Genomic DNA, 18,148 nt, shown 5'->3' with positions numbered 1-18,148 from the left:
CATGGGCGTCCCACTCGACACGCGGGAGGAACAATTGGACGAAATCGTAGACCGACTGTACGACGAGTATCCCGACGCGACCATCTCGCTGAACTTCTCGAACCGCCTCGAACTCCTCATCGCAGTCATGCTCTCGGCCCAGTGCACCGACGAGCGCGTGAACGAGGAGACGGAACACCTGTTCGAAAAGTACCGGTCGCCGGAGGACTACGCGAACGCCGACGTGGACGAGTTGGCCGAGGACTTGAACTCCATCACGTACTACAACAACAAGGCAAAGTGGATCAACAGCGCCTGTGCGACCATCATCGAGGAACACAACGGCGAGGTTCCCGACACGATGAGCGAACTGACCAACCTCACCGGCGTCGGGCGGAAAACCGCCAACGTCGTGTTGCAACACGGCCACGACGTGGTGGAAGGTATCGTCGTGGATACCCACGTTCAGCGTCTCTCGCGGCGGTTGGGGTTGACCGAGGAGAAGACGCCGGGGAAAATCGAGTCCGACCTGATGACGTTCGTCCCGGAGGAGGACTGGCAGTGGCTGACCCATCTGTTCATCAGTCACGGCAGGGCGACCTGCACCGCTCGGAATCCCGACTGTACGGACTGCATCCTCGAAGACATCTGTCCGTCCTCGAAACTCGACAACGAAATCGACCTCGCCAACGACGAGGCGTGGAGCTGAACGGAATTCGGATCAGAGATAGTCCGTGTGCAGAACGAAAAAGCGTGCGACCCCGAGCGTCCACGCGAGCAGCCAAAAGACGATGTAGCCGGCGACACCGGCGCGCAGACGCCACCGCCACGCGTCCATGTTTTCGTGAAGTTCGCTGATGTCCATCTCGGGATTCGGTGTGCCGTACAAATCGTGGGCGCGTTTGACCTGAAATATCCTGATGATGCCGGTGAGCGCCAGTATCAACATCGCGTAGGCCTGCAACCCGAGGAACGCGTGAACCGCGGCGAGTCCGCCGCCGAAATGGTCGATGAACCGGGGAAGCATCCACATGAGGAAGGGCACCGTGGTCAACAGCAGTCCGACGACGATGAACTTCAGGTGGCGGGTGAGTACCGCCCACGTCACCGGGTCCGATTCGATGATTATCCACGCGCCGTAGAGATAGAACGGAAAACTCGCCGTCACGACTAGTGCGACCACGGTCGCAATCGCCGCGTCGGATACCATACTGGATGGTTAGACCGGGGAGCGTTAAACCGTCCGAAACGCCGGGCAGGTCAGAAGACGTTTTAGCCGTCGAAGTGTAAGGTCCGGGTAATGGCTGACTCCGACAGTGGGACGGAGGGTGTGGACGAGACACCAGAGAAATCCCGCGAGGAACTCCGCCGCGAGGTCGACGAGAAGTACGATTTCGAGAACTTCGGCCCCGAGGACATGGCCGAGATGTCGCTCGAAGAGTGGGAGGTCGCCTTCGACCCCGACTCGTGGATAACCGGAACGGAACTCCTCGACCGCGTGGAGGCTGACCTGAAACACCGAGTCGCCGTCAGGGAGGTGTTCGCCGTCGTCGAGCGCATCACCCGTGACGGCGAACCACAACTGGCCGCGTATTCGGACGAGGGATACGCCATCGTCTACCCCGACGGAAGCGTCGAAGGGCGGGGAACCGTTCTCCGCGACGTGAAACCCACCGTCGCACTGGCGTCGATGGAGGAGTACGACGTTCCCGAGATGTCGGAGGGCGACCAACTGCCTCAACCCGACGATGTCACGGAAGGAAGCGGCGAACTCGGCAACAAATTGATGCAGACCATCGGCGTGATTCACGTCCTCGGCGGCATCGGCATGTCGTTGGCGTGGCTTCTCATCGTCCTCGGCATCCTTTCCGTCCCCGAATCGGTTCGGGACGGTGCACCCCTTCTAGCACTCGTCGGCGGTGCCTTCTTCGTGTTCGGACTGTTCGTCCTTCTCATCGTCGCGAACGCCCGGCTTTCCGACAGATTTCGGTCGGAGGAGTACCGAAACAGACTGCGTTCGGCGGGCGTCGAATCGGGCTCACGACCCGACTTTCTCCCCCTCGATGAGAACGAGCAGGACGACTGAACACGGCCGAGGCGGCCCCAAACTATCGATGGCGGCAATCCATCGTCATCGGTGGGTTTAAGCAAGTCCCATCCTGACCAACACATGTATGAAGAGGCGGGACTTTCTACTGGCGGCCAGCGGTGTTGCTGGCGGAACTGCCGCGGCTGCGGCACCCGCTGGTGCGCAACAAACGACGACGTCAGGAGGCGGAAACGAGTCCGGTGGGAACGGGACTAGTGGAGGCCAAACGACGGCGGCGGGTGCTGGCAACCAGTCGAGTGGAAACCAGTCCAGCGGGAACCAATCGAGCGGAAACCAATCACAAGGCGGTGGGGGCGGCGGCGGTCCGACGAAACAGGTAATCGTCGGGCCGGGTGGCGACCTCGTGTTCGACCCGGACAAGCTGTCGATAACCCCCGGCACGACGGTGAAGTGGGTGTGGGAGTCCGACGGCCACAACGTCGTGCCCGAAAGCCAACCCGAAGGCGCTGGCTGGAAAGGGACGGGAAGCGCGAGCGAGTTGTTCGACACGGGCTACACCTACTCGCACACGTTCAGCACCCCCGGCGAGTACGCGTATCACTGTTCGCCGCACAAGAGCGCCGGGATGACCGGTACCATCACCGTCGGTGCTGCCGGCGGTGGCGGTGCCGCCGCGGAAGCGGACCCCGAGGAGATGGGCGTTCCGTTCCAGGCACACTACGTCGGTATCGCGACGATTCTGATGGTCATAATGTCGCTGCTCTACACGTTCTTCTTCCTGAAGTACGGCGAGTCGGCACACACCAGCGGAGGGAACAGATAGATGTCCTCATCAGGAAGCACCTACGGTGACATTCATCGGTACGAACCAGCACGCGAAAGTACGACGGCCGCCATCGCAATCGTCCTGTTGACGGTTATCGAAGTCGTGTTCGTCGGTTTGTTCACGTACGGCCTCCTCAACGGATGGGGCCTCGCGGAAAGCGGCAACATGTTCCTCGGAGGAATCCTCGCGATAATTTTCATCGACCTCGCGTTCGTCCTCATGCTGTACCGCAAGGAGTTCCTCCCCGACGTGATGATCGTCAAGAAGCGTCGTCGCAAATGGGAAGACCTCTACGTGCGCGAGAACCAAGAGGAAGGTATCGAGTCGTTCGGCAACGCATGGGACCAGTTCAAACGAGCAGTGTACCCTTACTACAAACGATAAACAATGGCAGGAGACGACAAATATCCGGAAAGCACAGGTCGCCGCCGCTTCGTCAAAGGCGTGGTCGGCAGTGCAACGCTCAGCGGCGTCGGTGTCGGCGCCGGTGCCGCGTTGAAGACTGCTACTTCACCATCCGGTGAGGGTGGCGGTACCACGCAGTACATGGCCGTCGAGAACATCGCAGGACCCGCTCCGCGGGGAATGCCACAGATACCCATCAAAATCGACAGCGAAGGGTACCTCAAGGGGCAGTTCCCCGAGGCGAAGAAAGTCACACAGAACGGAAAGGAAACCGTCGTCGCCGAGATGAAGATCGGCGGCATGACGTACTCGCCCGAGTGGTTCCAGTACTGTGGTGTCCAGACGTACAAGGGCGTCGACCCCGAATCGGACCAGGACAACTACTTCCGATACAAGGAAGGGGCGAGCTACGAGTGGCAGGCGGACGTCGAGGCGGGAGGAAAGGTCCACGTCGACGATTTCGACGACTATGAGACGTGGGGCAACGGAATCGGGAAGTCCGGTCTCGGCAAACCCGGGACGGTCACGTGGCGCTCACAGGACGTGGACAGCTCGCAGACCCTGACGGTACAGGTCCTGCGGAGTCCGCTCATCGAGAAGAAGGACAACCAGTGGGTCAACGCCAGTACGGACAAAGGGTTCGTCGCGTGGCTCAACAAGTGTACCCACTTCTGTTGCGTTCCCAAATTCAAGGGAATAGCCGGGTCGGCAAAGTTTAACGCTCAGGACGATGTCTACTGTCCGTGCCATCAGTCGGTGTACGACCCGTTCAGCCTCGTAAAGAAATCCTTCGTGGCGCTACCACGCCCGGAGGGGGACAGCTAGGATGAGTCTTGAACCAAAAGACGACTACGACCACGGCGAGTGGCTCCGCGAGAAGGATCTCACTCCCATCGAGAGTACGTTCCTCACGACGTTGATGTGGTTCGACAAGCGCTTCCGCATCGTGGACTACCTCGAAATTCTGGAGACGTTGTACTACCGCGTCAACCTCCAGATGCCGAAAAGCCACACCGAACAGTACGGCCTCGACAACAAGTTCTGGTACTGGTATCCGCTGTACGCGCTGGGGAGTTTCTCCACCCTCGCCTACGTCGTCGCCGCGCTGAGTGGCGCGTTGCTCGGATTCTACTACTCGCCCTCGACCGCCGGCGATCCGTCGGCCGCGTACAACCAGCTCGCGTTCATCATGACCGACCTGAACTTCGGGTTCATGCTCCGGTCGATTCACCGGTGGTCGGCACAGGTGATGGTCGCGGCAGTGTTCCTCCACATGCTCCGCGTGTACTTCACGGGTGCGTACAAGGAACCGCGCGAAGTCAACTGGATTCTCGGTATCATCCTCATCAGCCTGACGCTGGTGTTCGGGTACACCGGTTACCTGCTCCCGTGGGACCAGCTCGCGTTCTGGGCGGGACAGATCGGCGTCGAGATGAGTCTCTCCGTACCGCTGATAGGCGAATGGGTTGCGAACCTCCTGTTCGGTGGGTTCAGTCTGAGCCAATCGACGCTGCAGCGCATGTACATCCTGCACGTGTTCTTGCTCCCGTTCGTCGTGACCACGCTCATCGCGGTCCACATCGGCATCGTCTGGATGCAGGGCATCGCGGAACCACACTGATACAATGACCGACGAAAACGAATCTCAACCCCGAACCGACGGAAGTGGTACCGGCATCGTCCCGCCGGACGACGAGACCCCGACGTGGCTCGAACGGAAACAGCGCACGCAAGGGCTCTCCCGGCTGACGTACGAATACTTCGAGCGCTCCCGGCGCGAGGACCAGGACCTCCGACAGGAGTCCAGTTACGTCGAACGTGACGTACTGGCGTTCCCGACGTGGCCCCACGAGATGATTCGAAATCTCTCCATCGGGAGCTTCTTTATCGGAATGATCCTGTTCCTCGCGGCAACGCTCCCGCCGCACCTCGGTCCACCGGCGGACCCGAGTTCGACGCCGGCCATCATCCTGCCCGACTGGTATCTCTACTGGTCGTTTGGCCTGCTGAAGCTCGGTCCGCTCAACCCCGAACTCGCCATCCTCGGCGGACAGAAGCTGATGGCGGACCGGACGTACGGTGTCGTCGCCAACGTCGTCGTGGTCGGCTTCATCGCCATCGTTCCCTTCCTCAACAAGGGGAGCGCACGACGGCCGGTCGAACAACCGTTCTGGTCCGCGGTCGGCGTCGGTGGCGTCACGTTCGCCACCACCATCAGCGCGCTGTCCATCAAGAACCTGCTTCCCATCTCGGCGCACCTGACGTTCGACTTGGCGTTCTTCGTGCCCGTCATCGCGGGAACGATAACCTACACGGTGTTGAAGTCGATGCGCGAAGGGTACATGTTCAGCCTGAACCGCCGGTACTACCGACTTCGCCCGCCGAAGTAATTCACTCACCACTCCAATTCCATGTCTTCATCTCGGGACGACGACGAAGAGCGGCGTTACTCGGCCTCCACCCGCGAATCGGAGGACGACGCGACTGACGACCCCGGCGGAATCCGGTCGCGCGACGTCGTCGTCCCGCTCCGCGTCTACAAGGCGGTCACCGTCTTCTCGACGATGTTCGCCGTCTTCGGCGTCGTCTTCGGCTTCATCCTTCTCGATTCGGCAACCGACCGAGCGACCGCACCGCTCCCGCAGGTGGACTTCCCGCTCGCCATCTTCGGCCTGTTCCTCATCGCCGCCGGTGCCGTGGTGTACGCCTTTTCGACCCGGTTCCGTACCGAGGGAATGGGAAAGTCTAAAGACGACTCCGACGAACCGTCTAACAATGGCTGACGAATTCGCAAAGGGACTCGGCATCGCGGCCACCGCAGGACTTGCATGGATGACTCTCTCGGGATGGTACACGACCCCCGGCTTCGAGGATACGCAACTTATCGGGGAGGTTCCCACCGGACTGGACATGTACGGAAACCTCGCGCTCATCCTTCGCGAAGCGACCTTCTGGCTCACCATCTTCGGCATGGTGTTCTTCTGGCTGGTCATCCCGGCCGTACGCCAGATTCGCCAGTCCCGCGCGTAAAACGAGTCCTTTCCGCTGTTATCTCCTCTCGATTTTTCTTTTCCCCTTCTCCTATCCGTCGATTTTCGTCCCCGGATTCTTCCCGGCGAGGAACGCCGTCACGTCGTCCGGCCCGAAAATCGACGCGGGTGCGCCGAGTTCGAGCAGTGCGGCCACTTTTCCGGCCATGCCTCCGGTCACGTCGGTCGATTCGCTCTCACCGAGGACATCTTCGACGGCTTCGTAGGAGGTGATTTCGGGAATCACAGCGTCAGCTTCGTCGAGGACGCCGGGTACCGTCGAGCAGAAACCGACGCGGTCCGCATCGAGTTGGCTGGCAACCGACGTGACGAGTTCGTCGCCGCTGACGATGGTGACTCCCTTGCCTTCGTGAACGACGACGTCGCCGTACAGCACCGGAACGAATCCCTCGCCGAGCATCGTGGCTATCTGTTGAACGGGGAGCGTGAGGGTTGCGTTCGAATCGCGCGACGCGACGGAGAAGGGATGGACGGGAACGGCGGGGACGCCGCGTTCGTGAAGGCGGCTGAGAACGAACCGGTTGAGCGTCTCCATCGCGCCGTGGATGTCGATTACCGCTTCGACATCGCCGCTTCCGACCGTCTTCGACACGCCGTGCTGGCTCGCGTGATGGTGGCCGAAACTACCGGCACCGTGGACGAGCACGAGGTCGTCCGTTCGCGCGTCGGCCACCGCATCCGCGAGGAAGTCCAATCGTTTACCGTCCAACGTATCGGGACGGTCCTTGTCCGTGATGACGCTTCCGCCGAGTTTGAGAACGGTCAGGCTCATTCGACGCGCACCCCCTCGGTGTCGAGTTCCGCACGGAAGGCGTCCTCACATCCGGGCGTGAATCGAAGCGCCGTCTTCGTCTCGTCCGTCGGGTCGAGGGCGACGATACAGCCGCCGCCACCGGCACCCGTCAGTTTCGCCCCGAGCGCACCCGCATCGCGGGCCGCCCAGACCATGTTGTCGAGCGAGCGTGAGGAGACGCCGAGTGCCTCCAACAGGCCGTGATTGAAGTTCATCAGCATCCCGAGTTTCTCGACGTCGCCTTCGGCGAGTACCTGTTCACCCCGACGAACGATATCGCCGATGCTTTCCACGGTCTCTGCGGCGAAATCGTACTCCTCGCGTAACGCCCGGACGCCCGCGACGAGCTTTCCGGTGTCGCCCGCACCGCCGTCGAAGCCGACGACGATGGGAAGGTCGGGGGCCTCGATCTTTCGGCAGTCGTCGCCCTCGACGCGAACCGCGCCGCCGGTCGCACAGCAGAAGGTATCGGCGCGCGACGCTTCGCCGTCCTGTACCGCGAGTTCGGCCTGATACGCCCTGTCGGCGAGTTCGTCGCTCGACAGTGAGACGCCGAGTTCGCGGGTCGCGGCGTCGATCGCCGCGACGGTGACGGCGGCGGAAGAGCCGAGTCCCGCACCGAGCGGAATATCGCTCTCGACGGTGATATCGAACCCCGCATCCGGCATCCCGGTTGCTTCGCGGACTTGCTCGACGGACGCGTCGATGTACCCCGTCGCCGCGCGAACGAGCGATTCCGAGACGTCCACGTCCGGGGTTTCGTCGGTACCACGACCGTACTCGATGGTAAACCCGTCGAGGCTCAAATCCTCCGCATTGACGCGAAGGCGGTCGTCGTCGCGTGATTCGACGGTCACTGTCGCTCGGCGTTCGATGGCGCACGGAACGGCGGGTTCGCCGTACACGACGGCGTGTTCCCCGAAAAGATACACTTTCCCCGGGGCGCTGGAAACGGTCATGTTCGTGGCTCCGCACCGGGACGTAACAGGGTTTTCGGACTGCGGTCCGCTCGGCGTCGAACCGGTCGCAACCAGTGACTGTCTCCGACGTTTCGAGTGTCCTCGCCCGTTCTCGGAGTCGTTTCTCCCAGTGAAAAATTATATATCTATCGATCGTTTCGATTTGAACACATAATCTACCAATGGAAACAGAACACTCGATACAAAACGGTATTCACCCCGGTGACGACGACGCCGGCGCGTTTTGGCAGCATGCGTTCGAAAGCCTCGTGACGCAACTCCCCGAACCCGTGTTCGCCATCGACGAAGGCGGGAAGATAACCCACTGGAATGAGGCGTCGGAGGACCTCACGGGGTACGACGCGAGTCGTGCGATCGGTATGCCCGCCTACGAACTGTTCGGCACGGACGGGGAGAGCGAAACGCTCGCGGAAGCCGTCGTCCGAACCGGCGAAGTAATCCGCGAGACGGACATTCGATCGGCCGCCTCGGCGAACGGGGAGACGTTCCACGGCCGTGCACTCGGCGTCCCGATTACCACGCCGAGCGGCGACTGTGTCGGTGCCGTCGAGGTCATCACCCGCGTCACCGAAATCATCGAACAGCGGGAAACCGTGCAAAACCTGCAAGAACGGATGACGGATGAAGTGGAAAGCACCGCGACTGAACTCCGGGATTCCGCGTCGGAGGTCGCCGACGACTCCCAAGCGATTCAGGAGTTGGCACGCGACCAGTCGCAAAACCTCGACGACGTCCAATCCGAGGTCGCAACGTTCAGCGCGACCATCGAGGAGATCGCCTCCAGCGCGGAGGAAGTCAGCAGTCAGAGTACGGAGACGAAAACCCTCGCGGAAACGTCCGCCGACGCCGCGGTCGGGACGCTTGCCACCGTCGATGACGTATCCGAGAGCGCCGGGGAAGTCGTCACCGACGCGAACGAACTCGAAAATCGTATCGACGAAATCGACGAAATCGTGGAGGTCATCGACAACATCGCCAAACAGACCAACCTCCTCGCGCTGAACGCGAACATCGAAGCGGCACGCGCCGGGGCGGAAGGCGACGGTTTCGCCGTCGTGGCGAACGAGATCAAGGATCTCGCCGAGCAGTCCAAAAAACGCGTCGAACAGATAGAAACCATCGTGGACGACATCAGGGACACCGCACTGAACACGGTCGAGAGCGTCGAAGCCACCAACGACGGCATCGTTGCGGCCACCGAGGAGATAGAGACCGTCGTCGAAAACCAACAATCCATCGTCACCGCCGTTCAGGAAACCGACGTGGGAATCACGGAAATCGCGGACGCGACGGACGAACAAGCCGCGAGCGCGGAGGAGATCGCAAGCATCGTCGACGACAGCGTTCGCCGAAGCGGACGGGTGGCGAGTTCGGTCGAAAACATCGCCGACGCCAACGAACACCAGACGGAACTCGTCGCGGAACTCGAAGCCAGCATTCGGGCCGTCAAAGCGGAGATGCAGAAGTCACTCGACTGAGACGCGAGGAAATCCGTTTTTAGGTCATCATTCGGAGGGTTCAAAATCGTATCACGACCGGAAGCGGTCGCTATCCGGCGAGCGAATCGGAAAACGGCGCAGTTCGAGCCGAAAACTCGACGGTTAAATCTCGCTCTCGAAGTCGTCGAGCGAGTAGGCGGGTTCGGCACCGCGGCGGTCGAGCGTCTCGTTGGCGAGCAGCCAGTAGACGACCGACAGCGCTTTGCGACCTTTGTTGTTCGTCGGGACGACGAGGTCGACGTTGCTCGTGCTGTTGTTGGAGTCACACATGGCGATGACGGGGATGCCGACCGTGATGGCCTCCTTGACCGCCTGTGCGTCTCCGATGGGGTCGGTGACGACGACGACGTCGGGTTCGATGTAGCCGTCGTACTTCGGGTTCGTCAGCGTGCCCGGGATGAATCGACCCGTACGAGCGCGAGCGCCGACCGCGTCGGCGAACTTCTCGGCCGGGAAACGACCGTACTGGCGCGAGGACGTGACCAGAATCTGCTCGGGGTTGTAGTCGGCGAGGAAGTTCGCCGCCGTGCGGATTCGCTGGTCCGTCTTGCTCACGTCGAGGACGTACAGGCCGTCCGTTCGAACGCGGTGGATGAACCGCTCCATGTCCTCGGTCTTCTGCTGCGTACCGATGTGGACACCGGCGCCGAGGTAGTCCTCGACGGGGATGAGGAGGTCCGCCTCCTCGTCGCCGAGAACGTCCTCGTCGAACTGTGGTTCGTCTTCTTCTTCGGTCTCGTCCGCCTGTGCGGCGACGTCTTCGTCAGGGTCGACTTCGGGTTCCGCACCGGACTCGCCGGTCGGTTCCGCGTCGATCTCCTCTTCCGCGGCGTCGAGACCGTCCGTTTCTTCTTCTACCTGTTCGGAATCGTTATCGCTCATAATCGTGATACGTTCTGCTCGATTCGGATGAGTTCGTTGAGTTTGGCGGTTCGCTCGCCACCGACCGCACCCGTCTTGATGAACGGCGCGTCGGTCGCTACGGCGAGGTGTGCAATCGTCGTATCCTCGGTCTCCCCGCTTCGATGCGAGATGACCGGGTCGTACCCGTTCTCGACCGCGAGTTCGACGGCGTCGAACGCGTCCGAAAGCGTGCCGATCTGATTCGGCTTGATGAGGATGCTGTTTCCGGCACCCTTCTCGATGCCGTCGGAGAGTCGCTCGACGTTGGTGACGAACAGGTCGTCACCACAGATGAGGGTCCTGTCACCCACCTTGTCGGTGAGTTTCGCGAATCCCTCGTAGTCGTTCTCGTCCAACGGGTCCTCGACGTATGCGAGGTCGTACTCGTTCACGAGGTCGGCGATGTACTCGATCTGTTCGTCGGTCGAGCGCGTCCGGTCGCGGTACTGATACTCGTCGGCGTCGGCATCGTACATCTCGGCCGCGGCCACGTCGAGACCGAATCGAATCTCGAATCCGAACTCGTCGGAGACGGTCGAGACGGCTTCCTGCATGACTTCGAACGCATCGTCGTCGTCGATGGACGGTGCCCACGCGCCTTCGTCGCCCTTCGCCGAGGGAATACCGCGTTCATCGAGGATGTCCGCGACTTCCTGATGGACGGCGGCGTTGGCGAACACCGCGTCTTGGACGCTCGGTGCGCCGACCGGCGCGGAGAGGAACTCCTGGATCGCCGTGGCGTCGGCGGCGTGTTCGCCACCCCCGATAACGTTCCCGAACGGAATCGGGAAGTTGTCGCCGCGGAACGCACCGCCGAGGTGCTGGTAGAGCGGTGCGCCGAGCACGTCGGCCGCGGCCTTCGCGGCCGCCATGCTGATGGCGACGGCGCTGTTCGCGCCGATTTCGGAGAAGTTGTCCGTTCCGTCCGCGGCACGCAGGGTCCGGTCCACGTCGCGCTGGTCGCCGACGTAGACGCTCCCTTCGAGGCGCGGAACCGCGAGTTCACGGGCGGATGCGATCGCCTCGTTCGTGTCGAGTTCGATGGCTTCGTACTCGCCCGTGCTCGCGCCGCTCGGCGCGGCAGCACGGCCGAAGCCGCCGCTCTCGGTCAGCACGTCCGCCTCGACGGTCGTGTTGCCACGGGAGTCGAGTATCTCACGCAAACGAACGGCTTCGATGCGCGTCATTCCGCCTCCTCACGCCGAACGGAGAACGGCAGTGCGCCAGCGTCGTACTCCTCCGCCGCGATGAGTATCGGCTGGGACTCGTCCGTCTCGATGAGGACGGGTGCGCCATACGAAACCTGCAGTGCGCGTGCACCGAGGATTCGTGCTTTTTCGTATCGGGAGTATCGTTGTTGAGCCATTACTGGTATGGTGCGACGATGTCCACGAGGTCTTTGTGAGCGACGATCATCCGCCGGCAGCAGTGGCGTTCGACACCGAGGTCGTCGAGGACCTTACCGGGGTCTTCGTTGCCCATCTGTGTCTCGGCGCGCGCCTTGTACTCCTGCCAGTGTTCGCTCACTACGTTGCCACACGTGAAACACCGGACTGGGATCATCATGGGGTAATCACCTTAGCGGTAGGATTTCTGGTAGCGGGCGCGGGCACCGGGGCCGCCCCACTTCTTCGGTTCGGACTGGCGGACGTCGTTGACCAGCAGGGAACGGTCGAACTCCATGAACGCATCACGGAGTTCGGCGTCACCCATGTACTGGACGAGACCGCGCGCGATGGCGGTGCGGACGGCGTCTGCCTGTCCGGTGATTCCGCCACCCGAAACGCTCACTTCAACGTCGACTTCCTCTCGCTCGTCGTCCGCGATGCGGAACGGTTCGAGCATCTTGAGGCGAGCCATCTCCGGCTCCACCAGTTCGACTGGCTTCGAGTTGATCCGTACGCGACCCTCGCCGTCCGTAACCGTGGCGCGAGCGATGGCCGTCTTCTTCTTCCCGCTCGTGTTCGTTACCATGTGACGTTAGCACCTAGGTATTCGCTGACTTCGCCCAGCTGGACGAAGCGGATGTTCGAGAGTCGGTCCAGCGACGTTCCGTCGAGGATTTCGCCGTCCTCGTCGTACGGGTTACCGACGTAGACACGCACGTTCTCGAAGGCTTCGCGCCCCCGTGGCTTCTTGTACGGGACCATTCCCCGAATCGAGCGCTTTGCGAGCATGTCCGGGCGCTTCGGATAGTACGGCCCCTGATCGGAGCTGAGATTGAAGCGCGTCTCGAATTTGTTCAATACGTCCTGTTTGCCGCCCGTGATGATAGCTTGCTCGGCGTTGACGACGGCGATCGTCTCGCCGTCCATCGCACGCTGTGCAACCTTGCTCGCGACGCGACCGAGGATACAGTCGCGCGCGTCGACGACGACATCTGCGTCAAATTCTGCGATGCTCATCGAATCACCCGCACGTCGGAACCGCTGGGATTTTGTTCGATTGCCTGTTCGAGTTGGATCGGTTCGCCGTTTGCCTGCTGGATCTTCGTTTCCGCAGTCGACGAGAAGTCGACCGCAGCAACAGTGACGTTCTTCTGCAGGACGCCGCTACCGAGAACCTTGCCGGGTACGATGACGGTCTCGTCTTCCTGTGCATACCGCTCGATGCGGCCCAGGTTGACCTCCGCGTGCGTACTCCGTGGTTTCTCGAGGCGTGCTGCAACGTCGGTCCACACGTCGGCGTCCGAATCACGGGACACCGACTTGAGTTCGGCGATGAGACTACTGAGCCTCGGGTTAGTTTTACTCATGCTACTTCCTCCAAGTACTGAGAACTGAAGTGCAGGGAGCAGGATTTGAACCTGCGGACTCCTACGAGACAGCGCCCTGAACGCTGCGCCGTTGGCCAGACTTGGCTATCCCTGCACGCTGAGAACACGTGCGTACCCTCGCGGGCAACACAGTGTTGTCCGTGGCCCTTAAAACCACTTTCGATTGCCGAGGCGGACGCCTCGGCTTCCACGAACGTCCATCGTCCGCGGGTCCGGCGATTCCGGGAGTCGAAACTCTCCGTCGAATCGGCGGACTCGTCAGGGAGGTTGTAAGGGCCGGTCATGGTTATAGTTGAATTGCCTGTTCGAGTTCGTCCGCACGTTCGGTGAGCGAATCGACGGCCTGCGTCACCAGCTCTTCGACGGTGAACGAGCCGTCGCTTTCCACGTCGAACACGAAGGCGTTCGGAACGTCGTGAACCTCGACTTCCTTACCGGGGAACCGCTGAGTGAGGTCGTGGTCGAACGTCTCCGTCGGAACGAGTTCGCCATCGTCTTCGATGGTTCCGCGAAGGATTTGGGGTTCCTCTTCCCCGAACTCGTCCCGGTCGCCGACGACTTCGACGCGCTGCAGGTGACGATAGCCGACCGCGACGCCACCTTGGTGTTTGGCGTGGTCCTTCCCCGAACCGAGAATCGCGTCGGCTTCGAGTTCGAGACGCTGACCCTCTTTCAGGTCGATGATCGGAACGTTATCGTCGGCGGGCTGCACCATCTCGTCTGAGCTGATGAGGTCGCCCGAGAACGCGGTTCCCGGCCCGGAAACGTCGAGGCTGAGCGTTACCGTGTCGCCCTCCTCGAACTCCCCGGGCGGCGTCGTCAGCGGAACGAGTCCGAGACGCAGTCCGATCTGCTCGTCGAACATCACCGAGGAGTTCTCGATGACTCGGAGCGTGTCGATGGACAGCGTCGGAACGTCCGCTATCATCGCTCGGCGAATCCCGTTCGCGAACGCCGGAGTGACGTTGCGGACGAGGAATCGCGCCTTGCGTTCGCCGCGGTCGATGAACTCTACGTCGAAGTCTTCGGTCATGGTTTAGAATCCACTACCTTTCGGTGCGCGGGTACCGTCGTGCGGAATCGGTGTCACGTCCTCGATACGACCGATTTCGATGCCGGCACGGGCGAGCGCTCGAATCGTCGCCTGCGCACCGGGACCGGGATTCTGCTGCAGGTTGCCACCGGGGCCGCGCACGCGAATGTGCAGGCCGTCGATGCCAGCCGCTTTGACCTCTTCGGCGACCGTCTCGGCCATCTGCATGGCCGCGTACGGCGAGGACTCATCACGGTTCTGCTTGACGACCGTCCCGCCGGACGACTTCGCGATCGTCTCGGCACCGGTCTGGTCCGTGATGGTGATGATGGTATTGTTGAACGATGCGTGCACGTGGGCGATGCCCCATTTCTCGTCGTTGTCGCTCATTCGTTACCCTCCGACCGTTCGGGGTGCAGTTCGTCCGCAAGCGGGCTGTGCTCGTCGAAGGAGATGTCGGCCTCCTCGTCGATCTCGACCTTGTACGACGGAACCGACACGCGCTGACCGTTCACCGTCACGTGACCGTGGGTGATGAACTGACGCGCCTGTTTCGGCGTGTGGGCGAGACCCTTTCGGTACGCGACGGTCTGGAGACGGCGCTCCAGCACGTCGGTGATGTCGAGGAGCAGAACGTCGCCGAGTTCGTCGCCATCGCCGAGGATGCCGAGTCGCTTCAGGCGCGACAGGAACTCGTCGCTTTCGCTCTCTTCGTCGCCGGAGATGTCCCCGAGAAGGGACCGTGCCTCGCGGCGGTAGTTGCGAAGTTCACTCTGGGTTCGCCAGAGCTCTTCCTTGTTCTTCAAGCCGTATCGGTCCATCAGACCGTGTTCCTCGGCGATGCGCTCGCCCTGGAACGGGTGATTCGGCGTCTCGTAGAACTTGGTGTTCTCACCGGGAAGGGACATTATTCGTCACCCTCTTCCTCGGCCGCCGCGGCCTCTTTGATCTCCTCGACGTTGACACCGATCGTACCCTCGGTACGACCCGTGGACTTGGTTCGCTGACCGCGAACTTTCTGTCCACGCTTGTGTCGGACGCCTTTGTAGGAGTCGATCATCTGCATCCTGTTGAGGTCCCGACGTCGGGACATCGACAGGTCGTTACCAGTCTCGTGGGTCGTCTCGCCGGAGAAGTATTCCTTTCGGTGGTTCGTGAGCCACTCAGGAACTTCGTCGGCGTAATTTTCGACGGCCTCGACGACGCGCTCGATGTCGTCCTCGTCGAGTCGGCCGAACGTCGCCGTTCGGTCGACGTCCGCCTCCTCGGCGACGATTCGGGCCGTTCGACGACCGATCCCGTTCATTCCGGAGAGGGACCGCTCTACGGTCTTCGTCCCATCGAGGTCAGTTTGCCCGATGCGGACGAAGTACCGAAGGTCGTCGTCTTCGTCCTGTGGTTGTTCGCTACTCATAGTTGATAGTTTGGAGCGTCGAGGGAGGGATTCGAACCCTCGAGGCTTGACGCCACAGAGTTAGCAACCCTGCGCCGTGGGCCAGACTAGGCTACCTCGACACACTCGTTCGTGTATGTTCGCCCTTCCGGACTCGGGACGCGTGCCCCTACAGGTGTCTGCACTGCAATCTACCGGTGGTTACTATTTAAACGCAACGAATGTCTCCCGAACCGCATGAGAGGCCGCCGCAAGCGCCACGGATACGAAATAGGCACCGACGAGAAGCGGCCCCCAGAACACCCACAGTTCGAGCGTCGGAAACAGGCGACTCCCGAACGAGCTTCCGATGGTGAGCGCGACGTACCCCGGCAGGGCGAGTGGCGTCATCAATCGAGTGTCGAACGCTCCGAGGGCGACCGGACCGACCAACAGGAGATACCATCCCCAGACGGCCCGCCCGCCGAACAATCGACGCACGTTCACGGTTCCATTCATGAGTCCCCTCGCTGTTCGATACCGTGACGAGATAGGAGGTCGGTCGCCGCCGCACGCTCCCATCGAACGCGCGTGTCGGCATCGAGGAAGAACTCCGTCGTCTCCACGATGTACCCGGGGCAATCGAGTTCGCCCGCCACCTTGTGCACCAACATCGGTCTCGACCCGTCGAGTTCGCCGCCGCGACGATACTCGTGAAACGGCATGTACCACGGGACGACGCTCCCGTTCAACTCCTTCGTCGTCCGGTTCGCGTACTCGCTCGCGTTTCCGGCGTCCGTCGGCCAAATCACCTGCCCGACCGACGACTCGTGATAGCCGTAGATGCCGACCGACCGGTGTAAATCGAGAACCACGTCCGGGTCGTGTCGCTCGACCATGTTCCAGATGGCACGGGCCAACTCCGTCTCCGGTTCCTCGCCGGTCGGAAACTGGCGGTTCAAGTCACCGTGTTCGCCCTCGCGTCGGTTTTTCCGAATCGCCACCCGATTCGCCTTCGGTAGCACCACTAACTTCCCCCGGTCGATTTGCCACCGCGCGATATCGTTCGCGGCACGATAGCCACACTGTTCGTCCCCGTGTATCCCTCCGACGACAATAGCCGTCGGTCCGTCGTCCGTCCCCTCCCGAACGAATACACCCGTTTCGTACTTCGTCTCCGGGAGGATTCGATACGACGGTTCGGGACCCTCCAGTCCACTTCCGGCGACGGACATAGCCGTACTTCCGGCGAGAAATACGCCCGCCTTCGAAAGCAGTGAGCGGCGTCGCATACGAAAATCCCCGCAAGCGAGTACTATCAACCTTGTCGCCCTCGCGTGCGTGGCGAGTATGAACATCGATAGCGAAGGAAACCGGAACGAGAACGGAACGAGAACGGAGCGAGAACGGAACGAAACCCGAACAAAAACACCCTCAGGCGTCGATGTACTGGTCGTCGATGTATCGGTCGTTTATCTCCCACTCCCCGTCGTCGTTTCGGACCATGTACTCACCGTAGTACGGGACCCGGTTCGCCACCGTCTCACGGAACGCCGACCGGATTTCGGATTTCGTCATTTCGCCCATCGGCCGCAAGTCGTCGTTGCGGTTGAGACATCCCTTGAGGAATCCTTCGTGCGTGACGCGCACGCGATGGCAATTCGAACAAAAACTCGGGTTCTCCACCGGATCGACGATTTCTACCATTCCGTCTCCGACCCAGTATCGCTTCCGCCCGTGCATCTCGCGGATTTCTATCTCGTCCGCCTGTTCTTCGAGCCAATCGTGAACCCGCTGGATGTCGATGGCCCACTCGGGGTTACCGGTCAACTCGGGCATGTACTCGATGAGTTGCAACTGCAACCCATCGTTCTCCGCGACGTGGTCGACCATCTTGGGAACGTACCCTGCCGTCGCCTCGAAGACGACCATGTTGAGCTTCACCGGGTCGAGTCCGGCATCGAGGGCGGCCTCAACCCCTTGGAGCACTTTGTCGTACGCCCCGCTTTTGGTCACTTCCGCGAAATCTTGCGGGTCGAGCGCGTCCTGTGAGACGTTTACCCGTGATAGACCCGCTTCCCGAAGTTCCTCCGCCCGTCCTGGAAGGAACGTCCCGTTCGTCGTCAGGGACGTTTCCATGCCGTCCGGCGTCCGACGGATTATCTCCTCCAAATCCTCGCGAAGCATCGGCTCGCCGCCGGTAAACTTCACCTTTCCGACGTCGAACTCGCGGGCGACCTCCAGAAACCGAACTACGTCGTCGGTACCCATCTCGTCGTCACCCGGTTCCATCGGTCCCCGCGTGTCTCCCAACCCCTCATTGTGGCAGTAGACGCAGTCGAAATTACACCGGTCGGTCAGCGAAACGCGTACCCCCGTAACTTCGCGCCCGAACGAATCTTCGAGCATCATCCCAATTTATTCCCGCTGATTCTTAAAGTCGTGGGCGAAAGTGCCCCGAATGTAACCGAATTCGATTACG

General features: G+C 61.4%; 27 protein-coding genes and 2 tRNA genes. 10 read left to right on the top strand and 19 right to left on the bottom strand.

Annotated features, from left to right (window positions below; all coding sequences use genetic code 11):
* Position 1: 1 nt before the first annotated feature.
* Entirely contained in the window at positions 2 to 688 is a 687-nt protein-coding gene (gene nth, locus ACGYLY_RS06840; protein WP_395282373.1) for an endonuclease III, read from the top strand.
* 12 nt (positions 689 to 700) lie between these two features.
* On the opposite strand, the gene ACGYLY_RS06835 is transcribed toward nth, so the two are convergent.
* A complete protein-coding gene (locus ACGYLY_RS06835) occupies positions 701 to 1,189 on the bottom strand; it encodes a hypothetical protein (RefSeq protein ID WP_395282374.1) in 489 nt (162 codons plus the stop codon).
* Between the two features lie 90 nt (positions 1,190 to 1,279).
* On the opposite strand from ACGYLY_RS06835, the gene ACGYLY_RS06830 reads away from it, so the two are divergent.
* The 8 genes from ACGYLY_RS06830 to ACGYLY_RS06795 all read left to right on the top strand — a co-directional run bounded on the left by ACGYLY_RS06830 (position 1,280) and on the right by ACGYLY_RS06795 (position 6,290).
* Positions 1,280 to 2,065 (top strand): hypothetical protein, encoded by a 786-nt coding sequence (locus ACGYLY_RS06830; protein WP_395282375.1) that lies wholly within the window; start codon positions 1,280 to 1,282, stop codon positions 2,063 to 2,065.
* An 88-nt stretch (positions 2,066 to 2,153) separates the two neighbouring features.
* Positions 2,154 to 2,852 carry a plastocyanin/azurin family copper-binding protein gene (locus tag ACGYLY_RS06825; RefSeq protein ID WP_395282376.1) on the top strand — a complete coding sequence of 233 codons (699 nt, stop codon included), beginning with the start codon at positions 2,154 to 2,156 and terminating at the stop codon, positions 2,850 to 2,852.
* The gene (locus tag ACGYLY_RS06820; protein ID WP_395282377.1) at positions 2,853 to 3,239 is read left to right on the top strand and encodes a hypothetical protein; all 387 of its coding nucleotides are present in this window, start codon (positions 2,853 to 2,855) and stop codon (positions 3,237 to 3,239) included.
* A gap of 3 nt (positions 3,240 to 3,242) precedes the next feature.
* A complete protein-coding gene (locus ACGYLY_RS06815) occupies positions 3,243 to 4,085 on the top strand; it encodes a ubiquinol-cytochrome c reductase iron-sulfur subunit (protein WP_395282378.1) in 843 nt (280 codons plus the stop codon).
* Between the two features lies 1 nt (position 4,086).
* Complete coding sequence (locus tag ACGYLY_RS06810; RefSeq protein ID WP_395282379.1) at positions 4,087 to 4,881, top strand: cytochrome bc complex cytochrome b subunit; 795 nt, start codon at positions 4,087 to 4,089, stop codon at positions 4,879 to 4,881.
* A gap of 4 nt (positions 4,882 to 4,885) precedes the next feature.
* Positions 4,886 to 5,650 carry a cytochrome bc complex cytochrome b subunit gene (locus ACGYLY_RS06805; protein ID WP_395282380.1) on the top strand — a complete coding sequence of 255 codons (765 nt, stop codon included), beginning with the start codon at positions 4,886 to 4,888 and terminating at the stop codon, positions 5,648 to 5,650.
* 21 nt (positions 5,651 to 5,671) lie between these two features.
* On the top strand, positions 5,672 to 6,043 hold the full coding sequence (locus ACGYLY_RS06800; RefSeq protein ID WP_395282381.1) for a hypothetical protein: 372 nt from the start codon (positions 5,672 to 5,674) through the stop codon (positions 6,041 to 6,043).
* On the top strand, positions 6,036 to 6,290 hold the full coding sequence (locus ACGYLY_RS06795) for a hypothetical protein (RefSeq protein ID WP_395282382.1): 255 nt from the start codon (positions 6,036 to 6,038) through the stop codon (positions 6,288 to 6,290). The genes ACGYLY_RS06800 and ACGYLY_RS06795 overlap by 8 nt, the downstream gene beginning before the upstream one ends.
* A gap of 51 nt (positions 6,291 to 6,341) precedes the next feature.
* On the opposite strand, the gene ACGYLY_RS06790 is transcribed toward ACGYLY_RS06795, so the two are convergent.
* Both ACGYLY_RS06790 and mvk read right to left on the bottom strand, forming a co-directional pair.
* Positions 6,342 to 7,076 (bottom strand): isopentenyl phosphate kinase, encoded by a 735-nt coding sequence (locus ACGYLY_RS06790; RefSeq protein WP_395284142.1) that lies wholly within the window; start codon positions 7,074 to 7,076, stop codon positions 6,342 to 6,344.
* A 2-nt stretch (positions 7,077 to 7,078) separates the two neighbouring features.
* A complete protein-coding gene (gene mvk / locus ACGYLY_RS06785) occupies positions 7,079 to 8,062 on the bottom strand; it encodes a mevalonate kinase (RefSeq protein WP_395282383.1) in 984 nt (327 codons plus the stop codon).
* Positions 8,063 to 8,244: 182 nt separating this feature from the next.
* Here mvk and ACGYLY_RS06780 point away from each other — a divergent pair, with 182 nt between their 5' ends.
* Positions 8,245 to 9,561 (top strand): methyl-accepting chemotaxis protein, encoded by a 1,317-nt coding sequence (locus ACGYLY_RS06780; protein WP_395282384.1) that lies wholly within the window; start codon positions 8,245 to 8,247, stop codon positions 9,559 to 9,561.
* 123 nt (positions 9,562 to 9,684) lie between these two features.
* On the opposite strand, the gene rpsB is transcribed toward ACGYLY_RS06780, so the two are convergent.
* The 16 genes from rpsB to moaA form a co-directional block, all read right to left on the bottom strand.
* Positions 9,685 to 10,464, bottom strand: coding sequence for a 30S ribosomal protein S2 (rpsB, locus tag ACGYLY_RS06775; RefSeq protein ID WP_231183620.1), 780 nt, complete (start codon positions 10,462 to 10,464; stop codon positions 9,685 to 9,687).
* Positions 10,461 to 11,672, bottom strand: a complete 1,212-nt coding sequence (eno, locus tag ACGYLY_RS06770; protein ID WP_395282385.1) for a phosphopyruvate hydratase — start codon at positions 11,670 to 11,672, stop codon at positions 10,461 to 10,463. The genes rpsB and eno overlap by 4 nt, the downstream gene beginning before the upstream one ends.
* Entirely contained in the window at positions 11,669 to 11,851 is a 183-nt protein-coding gene (locus ACGYLY_RS06765; protein WP_395282386.1) for a DNA-directed RNA polymerase subunit K, read from the bottom strand. Before ACGYLY_RS06765 ends, eno begins: the two co-directional genes overlap by 4 nt.
* On the bottom strand, positions 11,851 to 12,051 hold the full coding sequence (locus ACGYLY_RS06760; protein WP_231183614.1) for a DNA-directed RNA polymerase subunit N: 201 nt from the start codon (positions 12,049 to 12,051) through the stop codon (positions 11,851 to 11,853). The genes ACGYLY_RS06765 and ACGYLY_RS06760 overlap by 1 nt, the downstream gene beginning before the upstream one ends.
* Positions 12,052 to 12,063: 12 nt before the next feature.
* Positions 12,064 to 12,459 carry a 30S ribosomal protein S9 gene (locus ACGYLY_RS06755; protein WP_395282387.1) on the bottom strand — a complete coding sequence of 132 codons (396 nt, stop codon included), beginning with the start codon at positions 12,457 to 12,459 and terminating at the stop codon, positions 12,064 to 12,066.
* Entirely contained in the window at positions 12,453 to 12,890 is a 438-nt protein-coding gene (locus tag ACGYLY_RS06750) for a 50S ribosomal protein L13 (protein ID WP_231183611.1), read from the bottom strand. The genes ACGYLY_RS06755 and ACGYLY_RS06750 overlap by 7 nt, the downstream gene beginning before the upstream one ends.
* Positions 12,887 to 13,240 carry a 50S ribosomal protein L18e gene (locus ACGYLY_RS06745; RefSeq protein WP_231183610.1) on the bottom strand — a complete coding sequence of 118 codons (354 nt, stop codon included), beginning with the start codon at positions 13,238 to 13,240 and terminating at the stop codon, positions 12,887 to 12,889. Before ACGYLY_RS06745 ends, ACGYLY_RS06750 begins: the two co-directional genes overlap by 4 nt.
* Before the next feature lie 30 nt (positions 13,241 to 13,270).
* Positions 13,271 to 13,355, bottom strand: a tRNA-Leu gene (locus ACGYLY_RS06740).
* Positions 13,356 to 13,547: 192 nt separating this feature from the next.
* On the bottom strand, positions 13,548 to 14,294 hold the full coding sequence (locus ACGYLY_RS06735) for a DNA-directed RNA polymerase subunit D (RefSeq protein WP_395282388.1): 747 nt from the start codon (positions 14,292 to 14,294) through the stop codon (positions 13,548 to 13,550).
* Positions 14,295 to 14,297: 3 nt separating this feature from the next.
* Positions 14,298 to 14,684: a 30S ribosomal protein S11 gene (locus tag ACGYLY_RS06730; RefSeq protein ID WP_395282389.1), complete on the bottom strand. Its 387-nt coding sequence runs from the start codon at positions 14,682 to 14,684 to the stop codon at positions 14,298 to 14,300.
* Positions 14,681 to 15,202 carry a 30S ribosomal protein S4 gene (locus ACGYLY_RS06725; protein ID WP_231183608.1) on the bottom strand — a complete coding sequence of 174 codons (522 nt, stop codon included), beginning with the start codon at positions 15,200 to 15,202 and terminating at the stop codon, positions 14,681 to 14,683. The genes ACGYLY_RS06730 and ACGYLY_RS06725 overlap by 4 nt, the downstream gene beginning before the upstream one ends.
* Positions 15,202 to 15,708, bottom strand: a complete 507-nt coding sequence (locus tag ACGYLY_RS06720; RefSeq protein WP_231183607.1) for a 30S ribosomal protein S13 — start codon at positions 15,706 to 15,708, stop codon at positions 15,202 to 15,204. The genes ACGYLY_RS06725 and ACGYLY_RS06720 overlap by 1 nt, the downstream gene beginning before the upstream one ends.
* A 16-nt stretch (positions 15,709 to 15,724) precedes the next feature.
* Positions 15,725 to 15,809: transfer RNA gene (locus ACGYLY_RS06715), tRNA-Ser, on the bottom strand.
* A gap of 82 nt (positions 15,810 to 15,891) precedes the next feature.
* Entirely contained in the window at positions 15,892 to 16,185 is a 294-nt protein-coding gene (locus tag ACGYLY_RS06710) for a hypothetical protein (RefSeq protein ID WP_395282390.1), read from the bottom strand.
* Positions 16,182 to 16,958, bottom strand: a complete 777-nt coding sequence (locus tag ACGYLY_RS06705; protein ID WP_395282391.1) for a succinylglutamate desuccinylase/aspartoacylase family protein — start codon at positions 16,956 to 16,958, stop codon at positions 16,182 to 16,184. The genes ACGYLY_RS06710 and ACGYLY_RS06705 overlap by 4 nt, the downstream gene beginning before the upstream one ends.
* Positions 16,959 to 17,100: 142 nt before the next feature.
* Entirely contained in the window at positions 17,101 to 18,075 is a 975-nt protein-coding gene (gene moaA, locus ACGYLY_RS06700; protein ID WP_395284143.1) for a GTP 3',8-cyclase MoaA, read from the bottom strand.
* Positions 18,076 to 18,148 lie beyond the last annotated feature (73 nt).

This window comes from Haladaptatus sp. CMAA 1909 (assembly GCF_043952005.1).
Lineage (GTDB): Archaea > Halobacteriota > Halobacteria > Halobacteriales > Haladaptataceae > Haladaptatus.
Note: the sequence above shows the minus strand (reverse complement) of the source record. Positions and strands in the feature narration are given on the sequence as shown.

Bases quoted from the DNA above. Each gene is read 5' to 3' on its own strand.
- nth (WP_395282373.1), top strand. From the start codon at position 2: ATGGGCGTCCCACTCGACACGCGGGAGGAACAATTGGACGAAATCGTA.
- ACGYLY_RS06835 (WP_395282374.1), bottom strand. From the start codon at position 1,189: ATGGTATCCGACGCGGCGATTGCGACCGTGGTCGCACTAGTCGTGACG.
- ACGYLY_RS06830 (WP_395282375.1), top strand. From the start codon at position 1,280: ATGGCTGACTCCGACAGTGGGACGGAGGGTGTGGACGAGACACCAGAG.
- ACGYLY_RS06825 (WP_395282376.1), top strand. From the start codon at position 2,154: ATGAAGAGGCGGGACTTTCTACTGGCGGCCAGCGGTGTTGCTGGCGGA.
- ACGYLY_RS06820 (WP_395282377.1), top strand. From the start codon at position 2,853: ATGTCCTCATCAGGAAGCACCTACGGTGACATTCATCGGTACGAACCA.
- ACGYLY_RS06815 (WP_395282378.1), top strand. From the start codon at position 3,243: ATGGCAGGAGACGACAAATATCCGGAAAGCACAGGTCGCCGCCGCTTC.
- ACGYLY_RS06810 (WP_395282379.1), top strand. From the start codon at position 4,087: ATGAGTCTTGAACCAAAAGACGACTACGACCACGGCGAGTGGCTCCGC.
- ACGYLY_RS06805 (WP_395282380.1), top strand. From the start codon at position 4,886: ATGACCGACGAAAACGAATCTCAACCCCGAACCGACGGAAGTGGTACC.
- ACGYLY_RS06800 (WP_395282381.1), top strand. From the start codon at position 5,672: ATGTCTTCATCTCGGGACGACGACGAAGAGCGGCGTTACTCGGCCTCC.
- ACGYLY_RS06795 (WP_395282382.1), top strand. From the start codon at position 6,036: ATGGCTGACGAATTCGCAAAGGGACTCGGCATCGCGGCCACCGCAGGA.
- mvk (WP_395282383.1), bottom strand. From the start codon at position 8,062: ATGACCGTTTCCAGCGCCCCGGGGAAAGTGTATCTTTTCGGGGAACAC.
- ACGYLY_RS06780 (WP_395282384.1), top strand. From the start codon at position 8,245: ATGGAAACAGAACACTCGATACAAAACGGTATTCACCCCGGTGACGAC.
- rpsB (WP_231183620.1), bottom strand. From the start codon at position 10,464: ATGAGCGATAACGATTCCGAACAGGTAGAAGAAGAAACGGACGGTCTC.
- eno (WP_395282385.1), bottom strand. From the start codon at position 11,672: ATGACGCGCATCGAAGCCGTTCGTTTGCGTGAGATACTCGACTCCCGT.
- ACGYLY_RS06765 (WP_395282386.1), bottom strand. From the start codon at position 11,851: ATGGCTCAACAACGATACTCCCGATACGAAAAAGCACGAATCCTCGGT.
- ACGYLY_RS06760 (WP_231183614.1), bottom strand. From the start codon at position 12,051: ATGATGATCCCAGTCCGGTGTTTCACGTGTGGCAACGTAGTGAGCGAA.
- ACGYLY_RS06755 (WP_395282387.1), bottom strand. From the start codon at position 12,459: ATGGTAACGAACACGAGCGGGAAGAAGAAGACGGCCATCGCTCGCGCC.
- ACGYLY_RS06750 (WP_231183611.1), bottom strand. From the start codon at position 12,890: ATGAGCATCGCAGAATTTGACGCAGATGTCGTCGTCGACGCGCGCGAC.
- ACGYLY_RS06745 (WP_231183610.1), bottom strand. From the start codon at position 13,240: ATGAGTAAAACTAACCCGAGGCTCAGTAGTCTCATCGCCGAACTCAAG.
- ACGYLY_RS06735 (WP_395282388.1), bottom strand. From the start codon at position 14,294: ATGACCGAAGACTTCGACGTAGAGTTCATCGACCGCGGCGAACGCAAG.
- ACGYLY_RS06730 (WP_395282389.1), bottom strand. From the start codon at position 14,684: ATGAGCGACAACGACGAGAAATGGGGCATCGCCCACGTGCACGCATCG.
- ACGYLY_RS06725 (WP_231183608.1), bottom strand. From the start codon at position 15,202: ATGTCCCTTCCCGGTGAGAACACCAAGTTCTACGAGACGCCGAATCAC.
- ACGYLY_RS06720 (WP_231183607.1), bottom strand. From the start codon at position 15,708: ATGAGTAGCGAACAACCACAGGACGAAGACGACGACCTTCGGTACTTC.
- ACGYLY_RS06710 (WP_395282390.1), bottom strand. From the start codon at position 16,185: ATGAATGGAACCGTGAACGTGCGTCGATTGTTCGGCGGGCGGGCCGTC.
- ACGYLY_RS06705 (WP_395282391.1), bottom strand. From the start codon at position 16,958: ATGCGACGCCGCTCACTGCTTTCGAAGGCGGGCGTATTTCTCGCCGGA.
- moaA (WP_395284143.1), bottom strand. From the start codon at position 18,075: ATGCTCGAAGATTCGTTCGGGCGCGAAGTTACGGGGGTACGCGTTTCG.